Annotated in this window: 20 protein-coding genes; 10 read left to right on the top strand and 10 right to left on the bottom strand. The window is 71.0% G+C overall.

Annotated features, from left to right (window positions below; genetic code table 11):
- The first annotated feature begins 105 nt into the window (after positions 1-105).
- Both OG293_RS19970 and OG293_RS19965 read left to right on the top strand, forming a co-directional pair.
- Entirely contained in the window at positions 106-687 is a 582-nt protein-coding gene (locus OG293_RS19970) for a hypothetical protein (RefSeq protein ID WP_406000136.1), read from the top strand.
- 297 nt (positions 688-984) lie between these two features.
- Complete coding sequence (locus OG293_RS19965) at positions 985-1,161, top strand: hypothetical protein (RefSeq protein WP_406000135.1); 177 nt, start codon at positions 985-987, stop codon at positions 1,159-1,161.
- 192 nt (positions 1,162-1,353) lie between these two features.
- On the opposite strand, the gene OG293_RS19960 is transcribed toward OG293_RS19965, so the two are convergent.
- Both OG293_RS19960 and OG293_RS19955 read right to left on the bottom strand, forming a co-directional pair.
- Positions 1,354-1,866, bottom strand: coding sequence for an EF-hand domain-containing protein (locus OG293_RS19960; protein ID WP_406000134.1), 513 nt, complete (start codon positions 1,864-1,866; stop codon positions 1,354-1,356).
- A gap of 113 nt (positions 1,867-1,979) precedes the next feature.
- The gene (locus OG293_RS19955) at positions 1,980-2,354 is read right to left on the bottom strand and encodes an STAS domain-containing protein (RefSeq protein WP_406000133.1); all 375 of its coding nucleotides are present in this window, start codon (positions 2,352-2,354) and stop codon (positions 1,980-1,982) included.
- Between the two features lie 259 nt (positions 2,355-2,613).
- Here OG293_RS19955 and OG293_RS19950 point away from each other — a divergent pair, with 259 nt between their 5' ends.
- Positions 2,614-3,195: a sigma-70 family RNA polymerase sigma factor gene (locus OG293_RS19950; RefSeq protein ID WP_406000132.1), complete on the top strand. Its 582-nt coding sequence runs from the start codon at positions 2,614-2,616 to the stop codon at positions 3,193-3,195.
- The gene (locus OG293_RS19945; protein ID WP_406000131.1) at positions 3,192-4,511 is read left to right on the top strand and encodes a maleylpyruvate isomerase N-terminal domain-containing protein; all 1,320 of its coding nucleotides are present in this window, start codon (positions 3,192-3,194) and stop codon (positions 4,509-4,511) included. Before OG293_RS19950 ends, OG293_RS19945 begins: the two co-directional genes overlap by 4 nt.
- Before the next feature lie 135 nt (positions 4,512-4,646).
- On the opposite strand, the gene purU is transcribed toward OG293_RS19945, so the two are convergent.
- Together purU and OG293_RS19935 are read right to left on the bottom strand one after the other, a co-directional pair.
- Positions 4,647-5,498 (bottom strand): formyltetrahydrofolate deformylase, encoded by an 852-nt coding sequence (gene purU / locus OG293_RS19940; RefSeq protein ID WP_406000130.1) that lies wholly within the window; start codon positions 5,496-5,498, stop codon positions 4,647-4,649.
- 45 nt (positions 5,499-5,543) lie between these two features.
- Entirely contained in the window at positions 5,544-5,990 is a 447-nt protein-coding gene (locus tag OG293_RS19935; protein WP_406003651.1) for a hypothetical protein, read from the bottom strand.
- A 173-nt stretch (positions 5,991-6,163) separates the two neighbouring features.
- Here OG293_RS19935 and OG293_RS19930 point away from each other — a divergent pair, with 173 nt between their 5' ends.
- On the top strand, positions 6,164-7,477 hold the full coding sequence (locus OG293_RS19930) for an ABC transporter substrate-binding protein (protein WP_406000129.1): 1,314 nt from the start codon (positions 6,164-6,166) through the stop codon (positions 7,475-7,477).
- A 10-nt stretch (positions 7,478-7,487) separates the two neighbouring features.
- Here OG293_RS19930 and OG293_RS19925 read toward each other — a convergent pair whose 3' ends face one another.
- A complete protein-coding gene (locus OG293_RS19925) occupies positions 7,488-9,224 on the bottom strand; it encodes a hypothetical protein (RefSeq protein WP_406000128.1) in 1,737 nt (578 codons plus the stop codon).
- A 140-nt stretch (positions 9,225-9,364) separates the two neighbouring features.
- Complete coding sequence (locus OG293_RS19920) at positions 9,365-10,747, bottom strand: transcriptional regulator (RefSeq protein ID WP_406000127.1); 1,383 nt, start codon at positions 10,745-10,747, stop codon at positions 9,365-9,367.
- A 269-nt stretch (positions 10,748-11,016) separates the two neighbouring features.
- On the opposite strand from OG293_RS19920, the gene OG293_RS19915 reads away from it, so the two are divergent.
- From OG293_RS19915 to OG293_RS19900, 4 genes are all read left to right on the top strand, one after another.
- Positions 11,017-11,694: a bifunctional DNA primase/polymerase gene (locus OG293_RS19915; protein WP_406000126.1), complete on the top strand. Its 678-nt coding sequence runs from the start codon at positions 11,017-11,019 to the stop codon at positions 11,692-11,694.
- A gap of 65 nt (positions 11,695-11,759) precedes the next feature.
- Positions 11,760-12,578, top strand: a complete 819-nt coding sequence (locus OG293_RS19910; RefSeq protein ID WP_406000125.1) for an ABC transporter ATP-binding protein — start codon at positions 11,760-11,762, stop codon at positions 12,576-12,578.
- Positions 12,575-14,170 (top strand): transporter, encoded by a 1,596-nt coding sequence (locus OG293_RS19905; protein ID WP_406000124.1) that lies wholly within the window; start codon positions 12,575-12,577, stop codon positions 14,168-14,170. The genes OG293_RS19910 and OG293_RS19905 overlap by 4 nt, the downstream gene beginning before the upstream one ends.
- A 526-nt stretch (positions 14,171-14,696) precedes the next feature.
- Positions 14,697-15,176, top strand: a complete 480-nt coding sequence (locus tag OG293_RS19900) for a subtilase-type protease inhibitor (RefSeq protein ID WP_406000123.1) — start codon at positions 14,697-14,699, stop codon at positions 15,174-15,176.
- A 188-nt stretch (positions 15,177-15,364) separates the two neighbouring features.
- Here the strand turns inward: OG293_RS19900 and OG293_RS19895 are convergent, their stop codons facing one another.
- The gene (locus OG293_RS19895) at positions 15,365-16,228 is read right to left on the bottom strand and encodes an alpha/beta fold hydrolase (protein WP_406003650.1); all 864 of its coding nucleotides are present in this window, start codon (positions 16,226-16,228) and stop codon (positions 15,365-15,367) included.
- 578 nt (positions 16,229-16,806) lie between these two features.
- Entirely contained in the window at positions 16,807-17,499 is a 693-nt protein-coding gene (locus tag OG293_RS19890; protein WP_326650719.1) for a metal-dependent transcriptional regulator, read from the bottom strand.
- A gap of 276 nt (positions 17,500-17,775) precedes the next feature.
- Between OG293_RS19890 and OG293_RS19885 the strand changes: the two genes are divergently transcribed.
- A complete protein-coding gene (locus OG293_RS19885) occupies positions 17,776-18,531 on the top strand; it encodes an SIS domain-containing protein (protein ID WP_406000122.1) in 756 nt (251 codons plus the stop codon).
- A 118-nt stretch (positions 18,532-18,649) separates the two neighbouring features.
- On the opposite strand, the gene OG293_RS19880 is transcribed toward OG293_RS19885, so the two are convergent.
- Together OG293_RS19880 and pdxH are read right to left on the bottom strand one after the other, a co-directional pair.
- Positions 18,650-20,041 (bottom strand): PAS domain-containing protein, encoded by a 1,392-nt coding sequence (locus OG293_RS19880; RefSeq protein WP_406000121.1) that lies wholly within the window; start codon positions 20,039-20,041, stop codon positions 18,650-18,652.
- Positions 20,042-20,522: 481 nt separating this feature from the next.
- Complete coding sequence (gene pdxH, locus OG293_RS19875; protein ID WP_406003649.1) at positions 20,523-21,176, bottom strand: pyridoxamine 5'-phosphate oxidase; 654 nt, start codon at positions 21,174-21,176, stop codon at positions 20,523-20,525.
- Between the last annotated feature and the right edge of the window lie 178 nt (positions 21,177-21,354).

The raw sequence follows: 21,354 nt of genomic DNA, 5'->3' as shown, positions 1-21,354 counted from the left end.
TGCCCGCTTCAGGCAAGCGCTCGGCCACGGGGGTGGATGCGCGACCACGCGGTCTGTCCGCATCTCCCGGCCGGGGGTAAACGGAATGGACGAGAGGTTCACACGATGCGAGCTGCCGATACCTTCCGCTCGACTGGCTCGAGGCGTCTGCTCGCGGCAGTCACCGCTCTCTCCGGAACGCTACTGCTCGGGTCGTGCGGAGGAGGAGCCGATCAGTCAAAGGACGAGGAGAGCACGGGGGTCGCGAGCGTAAAGGGACCCACGAAGGGCACCGGGGACAAGCCGGCGAAGCAGGTGGAGCGACCTCTCGTCAGGCCGGACAGCTCCGACGAGGAACAGCTCAGGGTCTGGAGGGTGTACTACGACTGCATGGCCAAGCAAGGAGTCGAGGTGGGAAAGAACAAGGAAGGCGACCTCAGCGCATTCAAGGACCGCGACAAGGACCCGAAGTTCCCGGCAGGCCAGAAGAAGTGCGGGCACCTGGAGCCCGAAACGCCGTCGTGGCGGTCCGCCAGGGAAGATCCCGACTTCCGGAACAAGGCGGATAAGTGGGTGAAGTGCATGCGCTCCCACGGCGCCGTGGCGACGGTCGGAGACGACGGCATGTTTGCCCTGGACGACGCGACCGTCCACGTAGGGCTCGAGTGGTCCGACAAGTGCGAGGCCGAGGTGTTCCTCGCGAAATAACGGCATCCCCGCCGCCCACCGCAACACCTACCCGCTGTCATGGCGCGCCGGCCCGTCGGCCGCCGGGGAGTTCGTCGACCCGGAGCTGCTGTTCGCAGTCGTCACCGCGCAGCTCTGCGTGGCTCCCGAAGGCTGAGCCGGGAGATCACGGCCGGTATGACGGGTTGGAGAGAAGATTTCGCGGGGCTGATCGAGCGCGCCGGTCTGGACTGCCTGAGGGAGTGGCCGCGTGGGGAAAACCTACTCCTTCCCAGGGTTGCGTGGCGCCCGATCGCTGCGGGGAGCACCAAGCCGACCGTGACCGTACCCGAACAACACCCCCATCAGATCGCGGAGATCAACGCCCATTGGCACCGGCTCGCGGTCGAGTACGGAGCGATCGGCAAGGACGGGGTGTTCGTCGTCGACGTCGCCGAATCCCGCTCCGGTATCAGTTCCTGCGAGCGGGCGCTCGATGCTGCCGACGAGAAGTAGGCAAGCCCCCACCGCAATGGCGCCACCACTGGCCTCTTTGGCGAGGTGGCGCCATTGTGGTGGACTACTTTCACAGAAGCTCATGTAGAAGGGGGCAAATCGCTGCCACGACGGTTTCCCGGGGCACCGGCGAATGAGGAGCGGGGTCCGGGGCGGAGCCCCGGCGACACGCACAGGGAGCGTCGGAGACGTCTACGGCTCGGGCGTGACGTAGTACGCGGCGAACGCCGAGAGGATCTCGTCCTCCGTGATCCGCCCGTCCCCGTCCGTGTCCAGGCCCGCGCCCACCTGCGCGGCGAGACCCGGCTCGACCCCGAGCACCCGCAGCACCCGCTCCGCCGCCGACGGAGTCACCCCGCCGCCGTCCTCGTCCGCGATGGCGATCACCGCGTGGAGGAAGGGGCGGGCGATCTCGGCGAAACGCTGGGGGTTGTCGCGCAGTCTCTTCACCGCGCCCGTGATGAACTCCTGGCGGGTGACCCGCTGGTCGCCGTCCACATCCGCGATCCCGGCCATCCCCTGCCAGAACGCCTCGGCGCCGCTGTACAGGGCCTGGCCCTTGTCCGAGCGTGCGGTGGTGGAGAACTCGGCGAGCAGCGCGGCCGCGGCCCCGCTGAAGTCCTCACGGTCGATATAGCCGTTGCCGTCCTGGTCGAAGGCGGCGAAGCGAGACGCGATCTTGCGCTCGTATTCTGCGCTGTCCATGCGGGGAGCGTACGGCTCCCGGCGCCGACGCGTGCAATTACTCCCCCAATTACCCGAAGACAACATGGGAGCGGACTCCCGGTGACGGGCGGTGGACCGGCACGGGAGGCCGCTCACGCGGAGAGCGGCTCGGCCTCCTCATCGGTCGCCGAGCAGGTGTCCGCGTACACCTCGAAGAGCCGGCGCACACCGAGCGCGCCCAGCACCTTGTTGACGTGCGAGCCGTCCTCGCCACCCCGGGCGGGCAGGATCAGGCGCAGCCGCCCCCGGCAGGAGCGCAGCAGCCGACGGGAGGCGATCAGCACGCCGACGCCGCTGGAGTCGCAGAAGAACACGTCGGAGAGGTCGAGCACCACATCGCGGTGACCTCCGGCGACCGCTTCGTGAACATGCTGGCGGAGCACGGGCGAGGAGACGAGATCGAGCTCGCCGCAGAGGTGCAGCACGGTCCACACGCCCTGGCAGGTCTCGTCCACCTTGAGCATCACGAGCGGAAACCTCCTTGCGCCGATCCGGAGTGACCAAGCCGTTCCGACACGGCCGCACACATCCGCAAGCTGCCCCTCCTTCGCGATTGCCCCGGCACTCCCAGCTGAAACACGGAGCTCAGCGGGGCATGTAAGGGCCGCTCCGCCTTACCATCGGTGTCCTCCCCAGGGGCGCACTTGCCCCAAAGGGGCGGGCGTTCGCCGGAGCGCGCACTACATTCGAAGCGGCGACGGGCACAGGGCAAGGCTTGGGGGCCATATGGCAAAGGACACACCGCCGCGCTGGGACCGCAGAATGCAGCAGCGGCTCGCGCGAGGAGAGGCCGCCGCGCTCGGTGAGCTGTACGACCGGTTCGCCTCACTCGTGCACATGCTCGCCCACCGAGTGCTCGACGACGACGAGGCCGCCGACCAGGTGACCCGTGAGGTCTTCGGCCACATCTGGGAGAACCCCGACGCCTACGACCCCAAGCAGGGCTCCATGCGGGCCTGGGTGGCCAGGGTCACCAACCGCCACGCCGTCCAGCGGCTGCGCCAGACCGAGGCCGCCGCGCTCGCGGAGGGCGGGGAGGGCACCGCCGAGGAACTGGAACAGAAGGTGCGCCGGGCGGCCGTCGCGGCCCGCGCCGACTACATCGTCACCTCGATGCCCGCGCCCCTGCGGGCCGCGCTGGAGCTCGCGTACTTCCAGCGCAGGGACTACCGCCAGACCGCCGCCGACCTCGGGGTCACCGAGGACGAGGCCCGGCGCAGACTGCGGCTCGGCCTCCAACTGCTGTCCACCGCCCATACGCGCCCGCTGGAGGGCTCGTCCCCGCCCGGATACGGACGCTCCCTGTGAGCGGGCCTCTCGGCGGCGGCCGGGGGAACGGCCGCCACGGCGACGACGACGGCCGCGACGAAGTGCGGGGCGCGCCGCGCATACCCGGACCCCGGTCGGCGCCGGACGACCTGGACCCGCCCGTGCGGCCGGCTCCCGGGCCGCCCGGACCCGCGGCCGGGGAGCCGCCCGTGCGCTCGCGCGAGCCGGAGGCGCCGTCCACCGCCCGCGACGGTGAAGCACGGTCGCACAGCGTGCTGAAGTCCCTGCTCGGCGCATGGGCGCTGTCCGCCTGCTCCGCCGAAGAGACCGCGGCGGTCGAGGAGCACCTCGGCGACTGCGCGCCCTGCGCGGAGGAGGCTCTGCGACTGCGCGACGCCGTCGGCCTGCTGCACACCGACCGGGATCTGGATCTCGACCCGCTGCTGCGTTTCCGGGTCCTGGAGAACTGTCTGGGGCGCAGGCCCGCGCGGATCCCGGTGCCGGTCTGGGCTCATCCGTACGACGCCGAGACGGCGCGGCTCGACGCGCTGCTGCGGGACATCGGCGAGTCCGAGTGGCATGCGCCGGTACGCCTCAAATGGTTCGAGGGCGAACACCAGGTGAGCCGCCGCACGACCGTCGCCGGGGTGATCGGGCATCTGATGATGGTCGACGGCCTGGTGGCGAGCGCACTCGGCCTCGAAGATCCGCTCGGATCGAGCGCCCCGAGAGTGCCCACCGAACGCACCGAGGCGTTCTGGGGCGGCGGCGAAGCGCCGCCCACACGCACGGTCCGCGAGCCATGGCGCGACCAGAGCCACGCCCTCATCAGGACCGTTTCCTTCGCGGGCCGCGGGGTCGCCGAGCTGTCCGTCTCGTACGGGGCCTTCGCCCTGCCGCTGCGGGACTCGCTGCTCGACCGGGCCTTCGAGTGCTGGATACACGCGGGCGACATCGCGGACGCGGTCGACTACCCGTACGAACCGCCGAGCGGTTCCCATCTGCACCGGATGATCGATCTGGCGGCACGGCTGCTGCCCGCCGCGCTCGCCGAACGCAGACGCGCGGGCCTCTCGGGACCGGCCCGGCACCTGGTGGCGGCGGGTGCGCCGGGCCGTTCGCTGCACCTGGAGGTCGAGGGCTCGGGCGGCGGGAACTGGTACATCGCCCTGGACTCCCCCGCGGCCGTCGGATCCGCGGACCAGGCGGTGGCCCAAGTGGCGCTGGACGGGGTGGAGTTCTGCCGCCTGGTGGCGGGCCATGTCTCGCCGGAGGAGGCCGCGGCGGGCCAGGACGGGGACCGGGAGGCAATCCGGGACGTCCTGTTCGCGGCGGCATCGCTGAGCCGCCTGTAGCCACGGACAGGCACCCCTGCCGGCTCCGGAACGCGGTCACCTCCGGCACCTTCAGCCCCTCCGGAGTTTGGGGAGCGGGGTGCGGGGCGGAGCCACGCTCGGAGCCGCGTCACGAACGCGCCGGCACCGACCGCGCTACGCGAAGACCACCGTCCGCCGCCCGTTCAGCAGAATCCGGTGCTCCGCGTGCCACTTCACCGCCCGCGCCAGCGCCTGGCACTCCACATCGCGCCCGATCGCCACCAGTTGCTCCGGCGTCACCTCGTGCCCCACCCGCTCGACCTCCTGCTCGATGATCGGGCCCTCGTCGAGGTCGGCCGTCACATAGTGCGCGGTCGCGCCGATCAGCTTCACACCGCGCGCATGCGCCTGGTGGTAGGGCTTGGCGCCCTTGAAGCTCGGCAGGAAGGAGTGGTGGATGTTGATGATGCGGCCGCTCAGCTGCTTGCAGAGGTCGTCCGAGATCACCTGCATGTAGCGGGCGAGCACCACGAGCTCGACGTTCTCGCCACGCACCAGTTCCAGCAGCTGCGTCTCCGCCGCGGCCTTGGTGTCCTTGGTGACCGGAATGTGGTGGAACGGAATGTCGTACGAAGCGACCAGCTCGGCGAAGTCCGTGTGATTGGAGACGACCGCGGCGATCTCCACCGGCAGCGCCCCGGTCCTGGAGCGGAAGAGCAGGTCGTTGAGGCAGTGCCCGAACTTGCTGACCATCAGGACGATCCGCATGCGCTCCTCGGCCAGATGGATCTGCCACTCCATCTGGAAGGAGTCTCCGACGGCGGCGAAACTGGCCCGCAGTTTCTCGACGGTCACCGGCCTCTCGGCCGAGAAGTGGACCCGCATGAAGAACAGACCCGTGTCCCGGTCCCCGAACTGCTGACTGTCCTCGATGTTGCAGCCGGTGATGAAGAGATAGCTCGACACGGCGTGCACAATGCCCTGTTTGTCCGGGCAGGAGAGCGTCAGGACGTACTGGTCAGTCATCCCCGTAGGGTGCCATATTCGCCGGTGCGGACCGTACGGCGTCCGTCAGGCGGACCGCGTCATGATACGGAGCACGTCCAGCGAGCGCGGCGGGGCGTCGGGGTCCTCGCCGTCGTTGACCGAGAGCCGGACGTGCGCCTCGCGCGCGGCCCGGACGGCCTCCGGCCAGCCGTGGTGCTCCAGATAGGCCGACACGGGAGCGTCCGCACCGACCTGGTGCATGATCCGCAGCACGCGCAGGACGGCGACATCGACGAGGGCGGCCTCGCCCGAGTCGCGGAAGATCGTGCCGACGTACTTCTCGGCGGACCAGTTGTCGAGCCAGGTGTCCTCGACCAGGCGGTAGACGGCGTCCGTGACGTCGCCGTACCCCTCGTGGCCGGCCAGCCAGCACTCGTGGTGGAAGACGGGATCGGAAAGCATGTGGAGCGCGGAGCGCACATTGCTGCGCCAGCGCCACCAGGGCATGTCATTGAGCGGCATGCCGCCCATGGTGGAGGAGCGACGGCCGCGACGGGAAGAGCTGTCCGTACCTTGCTGCACGCCTTCGATCGTACGTTCCCCCGAAGCGCAGCCCGACCGCCCCCCGCAATTCACCTTCTGGTCACCCTCTGTTGAACAATGCTCACTGCGCCGTTACCCCGGAGGCGGAAATGTGCTTGCCCATGACCGGTAGGCGACGCTCCTCCTCCCCCCGCCCCTCACGGACCACGCGGGTTCGCGCCGTATGGACGACCGCTGCGGCGGCAGTGGCGGCCGGAGCGTCGCTGGTCGCCGGCTGCGGCGCGCTCCCTGGGGGATCGGGGGGCTCCAGGGAGCCCGTCAAGGTGATGACCTTCGCCCCCGAGGACACCCGGTCCACGAACATGCCCGGCATGCCGGCGATCGCGAAGGCGTACGCCCGCTGGGCCAACGTGGACGGCGGACTGGACGGGCACGAGCTGCGGGTCATCTCCTGCAACGAGGGGAACACCTCGACCGGAGCCGCGGCCTGCGCCCGGCAGGCGGTCAAGGAGAACGTCGTCGCGGTCGTCGGCTCGTACAGCCAGCACGGCGACGCGTTCATGGCGCCGCTGGAGGCCGCCGGCATCCCCTTCATCGGCGGGTACGGGATATCCAGCGAGGAGTTCACCAGCTACCTCTCCTTCCCCGTCAACGGCGGCCAGGCGGCGCTTCTGGCGGGCAACGGCCGGCAGCTCGCCGACGTGTGCGGGCGGGTCTCGCTCGTGCGGCCGGACAGCATCGCCGGGGACGAGCTGCCCTCGCTGCTCAACTCCGGCCTCGCGGCAGGCCGTCGTCGCGGCTCCACGGACGTCCTGGCCGCCGAGGACGCCACCGACTACACCGCCCAGGCCAAGCAGGCCCGCAAGAAGGCATCCGCCGGCCTCGGGACCGCGGACCGTCCGGGCTGTGTCACGGCCGCGCTCGGCGAACGCACCGAAACCTTCGTCGACTCCTTCCGGCGACTGCCCGAGGACAACCGGAAGATCCGGATCTCCTCGGTCATGGGCAGCGTCGGCCAGCCGCTCATCGACAGCACGGGCGGCCGCAACGGCCCGCTGGAGGGCGCGTACATCACCGGCTGGTACCCGGAAGCGGGCGACACGCGCTGGTCGGAGATGCAGTCGGTCATCCGTACGCACGCCTTCGGCGACAACCGGATCGACCCGGCCGACGCGGGCGTGCAGACCACCTGGATCGCCTACACCGTGCTGCGGACCGTCATCAAGTCGCTGAACGCCGACGCGATCAACCCGCGCATGATCGCGCGTGCCCTGGACGCCGGGGTGCGGGTGTCGACCGGCGGGCTCACCCCCACCCTGCGCTGGGGATTCGAGGACATGCTCGGCGCGCCCGGATTCCCGCGGATCGTGAACCGGAGCGTGACCTTCCAAGTGGTGCGCGACGGGCGGCTCGTGGCTCAGAAGCAGGGATTCGTGGACGTCGGCAAGACGCTGTCGAAGTCCGCGACCTTGTAAGGCGCGGCTGTCAGAGCTGGTCGCTGCGCCGCTCGGTGAGCCCGTACTTGGCGGCGATCGTGTTCCACAGCCCCGAGGCCTCCTTCTTGGCCCTGGTCGCGTCGCCGCTGGCCCGGTTGGCCAGGGCGGTCTGGCCGGTGTTGCGCGCCTTGCCGCCCTTGCAGCCCTTCTTGCCCTTGACCTGCTGGGCCCAGGACGCATAGTGGTCGTCGGCCGATGCCGACGCCTGCCACGCCCTGGTGAGCGACGAGGTCAGGTCGGCGTGATCGGGCAGCTTGTCGACCGTCAGACCCTGGAGCCGGGTCACCAGACCGCGGCGCTGTTCGGCCGCGCCGTGCAGATCCGTGGCCGCCTGGTCCAGGTTCTGGCACTGCTTGATGTTCTCCACCGAGCGGATCACCGCGGAGCGGCTGTTGTTGCTGTCCGCGAGGAGCTTGTCGAGCGCCTCGGCCTGCGCCTTGGCGGGATCGTCGGCGGCCTTGGGGCTGACTTTCGGGGCGGGAGAACCGGCGGCCACGTTCGTGCCGGTGCCGGGGTCGTCCTTGGCGTCGTCCCCGCCGCTGAACATCAGGGCGCTGACGCCCAGTCCGAGGACGGCGCAGCCGACGACGACGGCCACGACGACCGGCAGGCGCGAGGACCTGCGCGAGCGGGGCTCGGAGTCGAAGTCCTCGGGCTCGTACGGCGGCTGACGGCGCTGCTGCTGGTACTGCTGTTGCTGGTACTGCTGTTGTGCATGCTGAGGCTGTGCCTGCTGGTACCGCGGCCGGGCCGCGGGCCGCGGAGCGTCGAACCGCGGTAGCTGCTGGGTGGAGTCGGGCGTCTGGGCGGCGGGCGCGTCCGTGCGGAACAGGCTGTCGAACTCCGCGGGCGGCTGCCGCTCCTCCGGAGCCCCGGGCCGGATCCCGAAGGGGGCACCGGCGGGCGCGGGCGGTACGGGCGCGATGTACTGCGTGGCGTCGGCGTCGGACCCCTGGGCGGGCGCCTGGCCGCCGCTGTGCGCCCCGAGGAAGGTGGTCGACTCGGCGGGGGTCTCGGGCGGCAGCGCACCCGGCGCGACGGGCGGAATGAACTGCGTGACGTCGGAGTCCCCGCCGACGGCGGCGTGCGGGGGCAGCGCGTTCGGGACCTGCGCGTTCGGGACCTGCGTGCCGTATCCGCTCTGCGCGGGCAGCACCTGGGTGCCGTACTCGGCGTCCGGAGCGGGGGCGTGCGGCGGGAGCGGCCCACCGCTGTACCCGACCTGCGTGGGCGGGCCCTGCGGGGGCGGCGCCTGGCCGCCGTACCCGGCCCCGGGCAGCGATTGACCGTCGTACCCGGCCTGCGGGCCCTGTGCCTGCGCGCCGTACCCACCCGGGACCTGACCGTCGTACCCGGCCTGCGGGCCCTGCCCCTGCGCGCCGTACCCGGGCTGCGGGCCCTGCGCCTGACCGTCGTACCCGGACATCGGGTCACCCTGCTGCTGACCGCCGTACCCCGCGGGCGGCAGCGGCTGACCGCCGTACCCCGCCCCCGTGGCCTCGCCCCAGCCGCCCGGTCCACCCTGAGCGCCCGCTCCTGGACCCGCCTGAGCGCTCTGCTGAGGTCCCCACGGCTCGCCCCAGGGTCTGCCGCCCGCCGGGGACGCCTGAGCGTCGGAGACCCCCGGTATCCAGGGCTCGCTACCGTCGGCGGGCAGTACGACGCCTTCGTGCGCGAGCGGAGCAGCAGGCTGCCGCTGCTCGTCACCCTGTCCGCTTTGCGTCACCGGGACTCCTACGTGTGGACCTGCGTATGCGACGGTTCACGCTACCGGGTGCCCCAGCCGCTCCGCACACACGCGTGACGGCGGTAACAAGACCGCCGCCCACGACGCTGTAATCCGGCCTCCGAATCCTCGCTCGCTCCCTACGCCGCCTGCAGCTCGATCCTCGCCCCGAACTCGCGGACCGACGGCTCGTCCGCATACGGCTCAAGACGCTGCTGAAGATCATCGAGGTACTCCGCGCCCCTGCTGGAGCGCAGTCGCCCCAGCAGTTCCACCGCGCGCGTGCCCGTGTGACAGGCCTGCTCGACCTCCCGCTGCTGCACCTGTGCCGTGGCCAGCAGGACGAGCCCGATCGCCCGCCGCCTGGCCCGTGACTCGGGGTGGCCGTCGAGGGCGTGCGCCGCGTGGTGCGCGGCTGCCTCCGGCTGACCCAGGTCGCGGTAGCAGTGCGCCAGCTCGTCGGCGAGATAGGCGTCGTCGAAGTGGGCGATCCAGGGCGGGTCGTCGCCCGAGGACGGTTCGGCGTGCTCCAGCGACCGGAGCGCTCTGCCGGCCACCTCGTGACAGGTGCGGACATCCCCGAGCAGGGCGTGTCCGCGCGCCTCCGCGGCATAGAACATCGCCTCGGCCCGCGGGGTGACCCTCCCCCGCGCGCCTTCCTGTGCGGCCCTGGCGAGCTGGGCGATCTCTCGCGGGTTCCCCAGCTGCGCGGCCAGATGACTCATGGAGGCGGCCAGCACATAGCCGCCGTATCCCCGGTCGCCCGCCGCCTGGGCCAGGCGCAGCGCCTGGATGTAGTAGCGCTGGGCGAGGCCCGGCTGTCCGGTGTCCACCGCCATGTACCCGGCGAGCTCGGTCAACCGGGCCACCGCGGCGAACAGTTCGCGGCCGACCGTTTCGCGGTACGACCCGGACAGCAGCCCGGAGACCACGCTGTTCAGATAGTGCACGACGACCGGCCGGACATGGCCGCTGCCGAAGCGGTGGTCCAGTTCGGTCAGCGCCGACGTCATCGCCCGTACCGCTTCGACGTCCGAGATCCCGACCCGGGCCCCGGCCGATCGCGCCACCTGACTGTCCGCGCCGGTGATCAGCCAGTCGCGGCTCGGCTCGACCAGCGCGGAGGCCGCGACCGCCGAGCCGGACAGGAAGTCGCGACGGCCGACGTCACTGCGCCACAGCTCACAGACCTGTTCGATCGCGCCGAGCACGGTCGGCGAGAACTGCAGGCCGACGCCCGACGCGAGGTTCTTGCCGTTGGCCATGCCGATCTCGTCGATCGTGACCGTACGGCCCAGTTTGCGGCCGAGTGCCTCGGCGATGATTCCCGGCGCGCGACCGCGCGGCTGCTGCCCGCGCAGCCAGCGTGCTACCGATGTCTTGTCGTAGCGAAGGTCCAACCCCCGTTCCGTGCCCACCATGTTCACCCGACGGGCGAGGCCGGCGTTGGAGCACCCGGCTTCCTGAATGAGCGCCTGCAACCGTTCGTTCGGTTGTCGAGCGACGAGAGGCCTGGCTGCCATGACTACCCCCTGAGACCGCGATGATCCATACGGTGATCATTGCCCGGCTGTTTCACGGAGAATGCAGACTTGGAGTGAGTTGGTCGGGTTTTTCCTGGACGACCCGATCACGAGCCGACTCCCCCCGCGGGTGGCTACCCACCCGCCGTAGCCCGCGCTCGCGCGCGCCCCCGCCCGTGCACCCGTGCGCCCCGCGTGCAGGATCGATGCTCCCGGCCACTGCCGCGAACCGCCCGTAACCCAAGGTGACGGCGGTAGTTGAGTGTGTCGTGGAAGAGACCATCGGAGTCACGGAAGCCGCACAGATCCCCCAACAGCGAGGTGAGCAGCTGCTGGACAATGCCGTGCGGTACGCGGAAGAGCGGCACTGGGACGTGTTCCCCGGCACCTGGCTGGAGGCGGCGCACGGCAGGGAACACTGCTCCTGCGGCGACACGCAGTGCGCGGCTCCCGGCGCGCACTCGGCCAGGCCGGACTGGGCGAACCAGGCGACCGGCAGCGCGGTCGCCGCACGCCGCCTGTGGTCGAAGCATCCGAAGGCATCGGTCCTGCTGCCGACGGGCCGCACCTTCGACGCTCTGGACGTCCCGGAGTCCGCGGGCTTCCTGGCCCTCGCGCGCCTGGAGCGGATGGACCTCCCGCTGGGCCCGGTGACGTGCACCCCCGACCGCCGGATGCTGTTCTTCGTCCTGCCCGGAGCGGCCCTGAAGGTCCCCGATCTGATCCGCACCCTGGGATGGACCCCGAGCGCCATCGATCTGATCGCGCGCGGCGAAGGCCACTACATCGCGGCGCCGCCGACCAGGATCGGCGGCCAGGGCGCGGTGCAGTGGGCGCGCCGCCCCACCCCCGCCAACCGCTGGCTGCCCGACGCGGACGAGTTGATCAGTCCCCTGGCGTACGCGTGCGGACGGGAGGCAGCCGCCGAACGGGCACGGCGTGGTTAGCGCGTGCCGTACATAAGGTGGTCCCGTAAAAAGATTCTCACGGGGACATCGAAGGGCGGGGCACCATGCCGGACCAGGCAATTGGAGCCGAAGCGGCGGGCGGAGCGCGGACAGCGCCGCCCGCCGTTCGCGTCGAGGGGCTGTGGAAGAGGTTCGGTGAGCAGATCGCGGTCGCCGGCATCGACCTCACGCTCCCCGCGGGCCAGTTCATCGGCCTGGTCGGGCCGAACGGCGCGGGCAAGACGACGACCCTGTCGATGGTGACGGGTCTGCTCCGGCCGGACCAGGGCCGTGTCGAGGTCGCCGGCCACGACGTGTGGCGCGACCCGGTCGAGGTGAAGTCCCGTATCGGTGTACTGCCCGAGGGCCTGCGCCTGTTCGAGCGGCTCTCGGGCCGCGAACTGCTCGCGTACAGCGGGCGGCTGCGCGGCCTGCCGGGCGACGAGGTCGACAAGCGCGCGGCGCAGCTGCTGGACGTGCTGGACCTGGCGGGCGCGCAGCACAAGCTGGTCGTCGACTACTCCACGGGCATGCGCAAGAAGATCGGTCTGGCGGCAGCCCTGCTGCACAACCCCGAAGTGCTCTTCCTGGACGAGCCGTTCGAGGGCGTCGACCCGGTCTCGGCGCAGACGATCCGCGGGGTCCTTGAGCGGTACACCGCCTCGGGCGCGACCGTGGTCTTCTCCAGCCATGTGATGGAGTTGGTGGAGTCGCTGTGCGACTGGGTGGCGGTGATGGCCGCGGGCCGGATCCGCGCGCAGGGGCCGCTGGCCGAGGTGCGGGGCGACGCGCCCTCGCTGCAGAGCGCCTTCCTGGAGCTGGTGGGCGCACAGAACCGGGGTGCCGGGGAGTCGCTCGACTGGCTCGGCGGTGGCACACGGTGAACGCGGCCGCCCTCACTCCGGTCTTCGTACGGCTGAAACTGTCGCTGCTGCGCAACGGTCTGCTCCAGTCGTCCGGCCGCAGAGCCGCGTACATCACGTCCGTCGTCGTCACGCTCCTGTTCGCGGCGCTCCAGCTGATCGGCCTGATCGCACTGCGTGGCAATGACCACGCGGCGCCGCTGGTGGTGCTGCTGATCGGAATCCTGGCGCTGGGCTGGGCGGTGATGCCACTGTTCTTCCCGAGCGGTGACGAGACGCTGGACCCGACGCGTCTGGTGATGCTTCCGCTGCGCCCGCGCCCCCTGGTGTCCGCGCTGCTCGTGGCCTCGCTGGTGGGCATCGGGCCGCTGTTCACGCTCTGTCTGGCGGTCGGCTCGGCGTTCGCGGTCGCCCGCGGCACGACGGCGGTCGTGGTGTCCGTGATCGCCGTGCCGCTCGCGCTGCTGGTCTGTGTGGCGCTGGCGCGCGCGGTCGCCGCGGCCAACATCCGGCTGCTGACCTCGCGCAAGGGACGCGACCTGGCGGTGCTCAGCGGTCTGGTGATCGCGGTGGGCATCCAGGTGGTGAACTTCGGGGCGCAGCGCCTGGGATCGGCGGGCGGCCTCTCCGCGCTCGACCCGGCGGCGGAGATCGTCCGGTGGCTTCCTCCGGCTTCCGCGATCGGCGCGGTGGACTCGGCGAGCGAGGGCTCGTACGGGATGGCCGCGGTGCAGCTGGCGCTGTCGGCCGTGGCCCTGGGCGCCCTGCTGTGGTCCTGGCAGCACAGTCTGACCAAGCTGATGACGACCCCGGACGGCTCGACGCTGGCGGCGGCGTCCGAGCCGACGCACAGGGAGTCCACCACCGGCCTCCACCGGCTGCTGCCGGAGGGCCGCACGGGCACGGTGATGCAGCGGAGCCTGCGCTATGTGTGGCGGGACCCGAAGACGAAGGCGGCATGGGTGACGGCGCTCGCGATCGGCCTGATCGTGCCGCTGTTCAATGCCCTTCAGGGCACGGGCTCGATCTACTTCGCGTGCTTCGCCGCGGGGATGCTCGGCATCCAGATGTACAACCAGTTCGGGCAGGACACCTCCGCGTTCTGGATGGTGGCGCTGACGATCTCGTCCACGAAGGACGCCTACGCGGAGCTGCGCGCCCGCGCCCTGGCCCTGCTGGTGATCACCCTCCCGTATACGGCGCTCGTCACGGTCCTGACCGCCTCGCTGCTCGGCGACTGGAAGGCCCTGCCCGAGGTCCTCGGGCTGTCCTTCGCGCTGCTGGGGGCGATGCTGGCGACCGGGGCGATGGCCTCGGCCCGGTTCCCGTACTCGATCCCGCAGGACAGCGCGTACAAGAACGTCGCCCCGGGACAGGGCGGGCTGGCCTGGGTCTCGATCTTCGGCGGGATGATCTCGGCTGCGGTGCTGTGCTCGCCGGTGATCGCTCTGACGATCTGGCTGCACGCAGCGGGCCACCAGCCGGCGCTGTGGCTGCTGTTGCCGGTGGGCGCGGGGTACGGGCTGCTGATCGGCTGGACCGGCGTACGGGTGGCGGCACCGCAGACGGCGAACAGGCTGCCGGAGATCCTGACGGCAGTCAGCAAGGGCTGACCCTGGAAGCGGCGCCGGGCAGCCGCTCCCCGGGCGGGGCTGAGAGCGGTCCCGCCCGGTTCGCCGGTGTCCGGGGCCCCTGCCGTATACGGCTGTCCGCGAGCGACTGACCCGGTCGGCCGTTCTCATCACCGAATCCACACAACTCCGCGTCCACCTGGAAGCCGCACGGGTGAGGGTTGCGGATTGACGTCCGTTTGCATTCTGTCTCCGCATGCCCTGCCGGCCACAGTCCAGACCATCGGGACCGACCTCGCGCCGAGCGGCAATTTCCAGTCGATGCAGGCCTCACGGCCGATGGATGAGTTTCCCGTACTCGCAGGTCAGGGGTTAGTTCTTCGTTGGACGATCAATGATCGTCCATATGGTGGACATGGCCCCATACCCGCTCCGAGCTGCCCGAACGACCATTCGGTCACCTTCGAACCAACGTACGCGGCCGGAAACACGCGATCAATGTGCTTTCACTGTGCGCATGCGCAAGACTCCCGACCGCAATCAATCCTCTAGCGAAGGAGTTTCACAGATGCGTTACATCCCCAACACACTCGCCGCAGCCGCCACCGCCTCGGCGCTCCTGCTGATCGGCACGGCCACCGCGGGCATCGCCCAGGCCCAGCCCGTCACGTCGGCCCCGGCCCCGGCCGCGCAGCCCGCCCGGACGCAGAGCCTGTACGCGCCTTCCGACCTCGTCCTCACGATCGCCAAGGGCGAGGACGTCCCCACCGCGACCGTCGAGCGTGCGGTCACCCTGACCTGTGCGCCCCGCGCGAAGGGCACCCACCCCACGCCGGTGAGCGCGTGCACCGAACTGAAGGCCGTGGGCGGCGACTTCGCCGCGCTGACCCGGTCGCCTTCGCACAAGGCGTGCACGCGCCAGTGGAACCCCGTCGTCATCAGCGCCCAGGGTGTCTGGCAGGGCAAGTACGTCACCTGGTCGGCCACGTACGGCAACATGTGCGAGATGGAAGCCAGCATGGGCCAGGGCACGGTCTTCTCGTTCTGACCGTCCGGCCCGCCCGGCGGCCCATGCCCACCCCGGCGGCCCACGAAGCCGGCACCCCACCCCCGCGGGCCCGCCGGTCGCCGACCACGCCGATCCCGCTGATCGCCCAGCCGTTGCCGCCACGGCTGAAGGCGATCCCCCGGCACTTCATCCAGACAAGGCGGCCCCACCGGAGCCCTCCGCCCGGTTCAGGACGTCAGCACACCGTCCAGGAACGGCTCGATCGCCGTCCGCCAGCCCTCCGGCTGGTCGTAGTGGACCAGATGGCCGGCGTCCGCCACCTCCGCGTACTGACCACGGGGCAGGACCCGCACCATCTCCTGGGCCTCGGCGCGGCCCAGCTCGCCGTCCAGGCCGCGGACCACCAGGGCCGGGCACCGGACCTGGGCCAGCTCCTCCCAATGGGCGTCATAGACCCAGGTCTCGCGGGACGTGAGCATCTGACGGCGGGAGAAGACCGGGCGCCAGCCGTCCGCCCGCTCCGCCATGACCTCGGCGAAGAACTCCCCGCGTGTGGGATGGTGACGCTCCAGCCAGGGGTCGTCCTCACCGAACCACTTCCGGACATCCGCCAGGGCCGCGAAGGGGACGGGCCAGGAGCGGAACCAGTCGTCCCACTCACGCTGCGACGCGGCACCGAGCGCCGACGCCCGCATGTCGCAGATGATCAGGGCCTGGACCAGATCGGGGCGCTTCGCCGCGAGCTGCCAGGCGGTGAGCGCTCCCATGGAGTGGCCGATGAGGGTCACCGGGGCGAGGTTCAGCTGTTCGACCGCCGTCTCCGCGTCGGCGACATAGGCCTGTCGGGTGAAAGGACCCTCCGTGGGCTTGTCACTGCGGCCGTGGCCTCGCTGGTCGAGGGCGACCGCCCGGTGCCGCTCCGCCAGCCACCGGGCCGTGGAGGCCCAGTGCGAGGCGCGGCCCATCAGTCCGTGGAGCAGTAACACCCCCGGGGCATGCTCCGCTTCACCGCGCCCCTTGGGCGGATCGGCGTACTCCCAGGCAGCCAGGCGTACACCGTCGGCTCCGGTCACATCGATGCGCCGCACCATCTGGCCTGGCACCCCCTTCTCTCCCCCGCCGTCGAACCTTCTCCAGCCCCGCCAGACTATCGAACCTTTATTCGAAAACGCGGTTCTGCCGCACAACACCGCTCATTCGAGTGACAGCGCCCAAGGATTGACTCCCGCTCCCGGGGGGAGATCTTCAGCGGGAGGCGGGCCGCTCGGGGAAGACGGTCCGAGGGGATTGACCCTGGGAGCTCGGGGCTCCGGGTCAGCACAGGGGAGGACAGGCCCCGGCGCTCATGGGCGCCGGGGCCCTCCTGTGTGCTATCGGCGTACGGGCCACCGCGCGGGGCGGCCCAGGCGCAAGGACCAGCCCACGGGGCGGTCCGGGCATGCAGAGTCCCGCAGCGCTCGGTCATGGCCTGCGGGACATACGGGGTGTACTGAGCGCGCCGACTCGCGCGCGGGGCGTACGGCGGGCGCATCACCCTGATCCCTCCCCGGCCGTGGGTCATATGCCTCAGCCACAGCGTGGCACGCGATTCGCCCGGGCGCTGCCATTCCGGACGAAAATCGGTTACTCGCGGGTGGAATTCGGTTACCGGCCGACGCCGACGGCCGGCCTACTGCTTGGCCACGAATACGTGCGAGGCCACGTCGGCCTCCAGCTCCGCCGCCTCACCACTGCTGCCCACCAGCACTCCGCCCGCGGATTCGGTCACGCTCACCACCGAGCCCGGCTGCACACCGGCCCGGCGCAGTGTGTACATCAACTGCGCGTCCGTCTGGATCGGCTCGCCAATTCGGCGTACGACCACCGTCTTGCCGTCCGCACCCGGGTCCAGGTCCGCCAGCGAGACCATGCCGTCGTCGAGGAAGGGGTCGGCCTCCGCCTTCTCGCCCAGTTCCTCAAGGCCCGGGATCGGGTTCCCGTACGGAGACTCCGTGGGGTGACGCAGCAGCTCCAGCACGCGCCGCTCCACCGCCTCGCTCATCACGTGCTCCCAGCGGCATGCCTCCGCGTGGACCTGCTCCCACTCCAGGCCGATCACATCGACGAGCAGGCACTCCGCGAGGCGGTGCTTGCGCATCACACGCGTCGCCAGCCGGCGCCCTTCGTCGGTCAGCTCCAGGTGGCGGTCGCCCGCGACCGTCACCAGTCCGTCCCGCTCCATACGCGCCACGGTCTGGCTCACCGTCGGACCGCTCTGGTCGAGCCGCTCCGCGATTCGGGCGCGCATGGGCACCACACCTTCCTCTTCCAGTTCGAGGATGGTGCGGAGATACATCTCCGTCGTGTCGATCAATCCGGACATACGTGCCCCTCGATGAGATCGTGCGCTGCGGCCCCGACTCAATTCTGACGCATCCCACTGACAACCGTGCCGTGCCCGGGGAAGCCTGTCGGGAAGCCTGTCGATGAGCCCGTACGTGAGGCTGTATTGACAGGGCAATGGTCCAGACCGCAACGTGATCCGCGGCGCGGCTATTCCCGCGGCACCGTACCCGTCCGTCGCGCTCTTTCCTGACAGACGCGTGCGGCCTCCTCAGTGTCCCCACACCGCGTTCCCACCTCCGGAAAGGACTCGGCGATGAGCGAGAGCAAGCTGGCCGGTCAGTTCTTCGACGCCGCGATCGGTCTGCTCCAGCGAGTACGGGACGACGAGGCGCCGAACCTCGCCGCCGCGGGCGTCGCCGTCGCCGACGCCGTCGCCGCGGGCGGCCGTCTCTTCGCCTTCGGCGCCGGGCACTCCTCACTCGCCGCGCAGGACGTCGTCTACCGCGCCGGCGGCTTCGCCCTGATGAACCTGCTCGCCGTCCCGGGCGCGGTGGGTGTCGACGTCATGCCCGCGACACTGGGCTCCGCCCTGGAGCGCGTGGACGGTCTCGCGTCCGCGGTCCTCGACTGCTCACCCGTCAGGTCCGGCGACGTACTCGTGATCATCTCGCTCTCCGGCCGCAACGCCCTGCCCGTCGAAATGGCCATGAACGCGCGGGCGCTCGGGCTCACGGTCATCGGCGTGACCTCGGTGGCGTACGCGAAGGACACCACGTCGCGGCACGTCTCCGGCACGTTCCTCAAGGACCACTGCGACATCGTGCTCGACTCCAAGATCACGGTCGGGGACGCGGAGCTCACCCACGAGGGCATCGAGGCGCCGTTCGCGCCCGCGTCGACGGTCGTCACCAGTGCGCTGATGCAGGCGATGATGGCCGCGGCTGCGGAGAGGCTGGTGGAGCGGGGGATCGAGCCGCCGCTGCTGAGGTCGGGGAATGTGGACGGGGGCCATGAGTGGAACGGCCGGGTGATGGAGGAGTACGGGGACCGGATCTTCTACCGGCGGTAGCCAGCGGCTCCGCCCCGCACCCGCTTCTCCGGGGACGGAAGGGCGCGGGGGCTCGATCCGGTACCCCGGGCCGAGAGGTCCGGGGCGGGGAACAGGCGCCGCGAGGGACCCCTGCCCCTCAGCCCCCCGTCACCCGGGACAGATCCAGCGCCGCCCCCGCCAGCACCGCCACACTCTCCGCGTACACCGAGTCCTGGCGTTCGAAGGCCGGGCGGCTCGGGCCGCGGAGGAAGGTCAGGACGCCGAGCGTTCTGCCACGGCTTCGCAGCGCCGTGCACAGCGCGTGCACGGTATCCCGCGGCCACTGGCGGTCCGCCGCCCAGTCGCCGGGCGCCGCGCCCGCGGGTGCGCTCGCGCGGACCGAGCCGTTGCGGTCGGCCGCCTGGATGGCCGGGTGGCCGTGCGGGTAGCGCACCGGGATGCCCCCGCCTGCCACCGGTCCACATGGCCCCGGCGCACCCGAAGGGCTCGCCGCCGCGCGGAACAGGCGCTCCCCCTCCGGCTCCATCAGATCGATCAGCGCATGGTCCGCGAAGCCCGCCAGCGCGAAGTCCAGATACGCCGTCGCCGCCTCCATCGGGTCCTCGCACTCCGCGGCGGCCCGTCCCGCCCGGTGCAGCTGGCTCGACCGGAAACGCATCCGGTCCGCCTGCTGCTCGGCCAGCTTCGACTCGGTCACATCGTGGAACAGCCAGCCCACCCCGAGCGGTACCGGCTCCTCCGCGAGCGGTGACGCCAGCCGCAGGAACCCGCTGCGCCAGCAGCGGCGCTGCTCCCCCTGGGTGGTGTTCAGCGTGACCCAGAGTTCGGTGAGTCCCCGCGGCGCGCCCTCCGCGAGCACATGGTGGAGCGCGCCTTCCAGCTCCTCCACGCCCTGGACGACCAGTTCGCCCAGTGGGCGACCGAGCGGAGAGGTACGCCCGGCGCCGAGTGCCCGCGCCGCGTAGCCGTTGACGACGGTCGGCCGCAGGTCCACGTCGACCAGCACCACACCCCAGGACGCGTCGTCGAACAGCGCCTCGCTGAGCGCGATCGACCGCTCCAGGTCGATCTGCGCATGCACCTCGCTGAAGGCGCAGTACACCCCGGCCGGTCTGCCCTTCGCGTCGAGCACCCGTGCCGACTGGGTCCGTACGAGCACCCGACCGCCGTCCTTGCGCAGCAGGGCGAACTCATGGACCTGCCGTCCCGGCCCGTCCATCGCGGCCAGCAGCCGCTCCTGCACCTCGTCGGCGTCGGCGGTCCGCACGGCCCACCCCGCGAACCCGCACCGTCCGACGGCCTCGTCGGGCGACCAGCCGAGGATGCGCTCGGCCTCGCGGTTCCAGTGCGTGATGGTGCCGTCGGCGTCGAAGGCGCAGAGCGCGGCGTCCATCCCGTCGAGCAGCGCCGCGAGCAACTGCGACCCCGGCACCGGAGCCGGCTCCTGAGCCCCGGAGCCCACGCCGCCCTCCGGCTCCGGCTCGTCCGGGCCGAGCGCATTGGTGGTCTCACTCCTGGAAGCACTCATCCTGGACCCCCTGCAGGACGTGTCCGCGCGGGCTGATGCCCGTCAGATCATTCAACTGGAACGTGACTCAGGACACACGTGGTTCCCCTAAATCGTTGCCTGCCGGAAATTCGGTTGTGGCCTCCGCGACGGCTTTCTAGGGTGAGGGCACACACGAAAGGAGGTGATCCGGAAGTGATTTCATTTCGGACGCGTGAGGTGACTGCGGGCTAACGGCCTGTGGTCGCACTCTGTGCAGTCGGCAGGCCTCCTGCCGCAATCCCGAGCAGTCACCGACCCGCGGGCTCGCCGGTACGTCCGGCCGGCCCCTCCGCAAGGAGGGACCAGAGCCCGCGGGTTTCTGCTTTCTGCGGTTCCCGCCCGGCTCAGGTCGCTGCCTCCTCGGGCTTCCGCGTTCCCGGACGCACCGACATCCCCGCGGCGGTCGACGCCGCGCCGGAGGCCGCCCGGCGGCTCGCGCGCCGGCCGGAGGGCAGCAGGTTCAGGGTGAGAGGCGCTCCACCCGCCAGGACGGCTCGTCGGCGCCGGTCAGGACGTAGCGCAGCCGGTCGTGGAGCCGGTTCTCGTGGCCCTGCCAGAACTCCACGGCCCGCGGCTGCACCCGGTAGCCGCCCCACTCCGGCGGCGCCGGGACCTGCTCGCCCTCGGGGTAGCGGGTCACCAACTCCTCGTACCGGCGCAGCAGTTCGTCGCGGGAGCCGATCACCGAGGACTGCTCGCTGGCCCACGCGCCGAGCTGCGAGCCGTGCGGGCGGCTGCGGAAGTACGCGGCCGTCTCGTCGCGGCCGATCCGGGCCGCCGTGCCGGTGACGATGACCTGACGGGCGAGCGGGTGCCACGGGAAGAGGAGCGAGACGTACGGGTTGGCGGCGAGCTCCTGGCCCTTGCGTGAGCCGTAGTTCGTGTAGAAGACGAAACCGCGCGCGTCGAACTGCTTGAGCAGCACGGTCCGGGAGGACGGGTGGCCGTCCGGGGTGGCGGTGGAGACGATCATGGCGTTCGGCTCGTGCAGTTCGACGGCCGCCGCGTCCTTGAACCAGCGGGCGAACTGGTCCATGGGGTCGGCTGCCAGATCCGACTCCAGAAGGGGCGTCGAGCGGTACTGCTCACGCATGACGGCGGGATCATGCGACATGACGGCGGCGGCGTGCGAGGCGGGATCCGGGGCCGGGACGGCGGAATCCGGGGTCAGGGCGTCGAGATCCGGGGGCGGGGCGGCGTGGTCGGTCACGAGGCCATCCTGCCGCAGGGGTCGAGTTTGCCCGGCACGGAGTGCCGTTAATCCTTCCGGCCCGAAATGGGGCAGTGTGCCG

This window comes from Streptomyces sp. NBC_00829 (genome assembly GCF_045161795.1).
Taxonomy (GTDB): Bacteria; Actinomycetota; Actinomycetes; order Streptomycetales; family Streptomycetaceae; genus Streptomyces.
The sequence above is the reverse complement of the archived record's forward strand: the minus strand, read 5'-3'. Positions and strand labels throughout refer to the sequence as shown.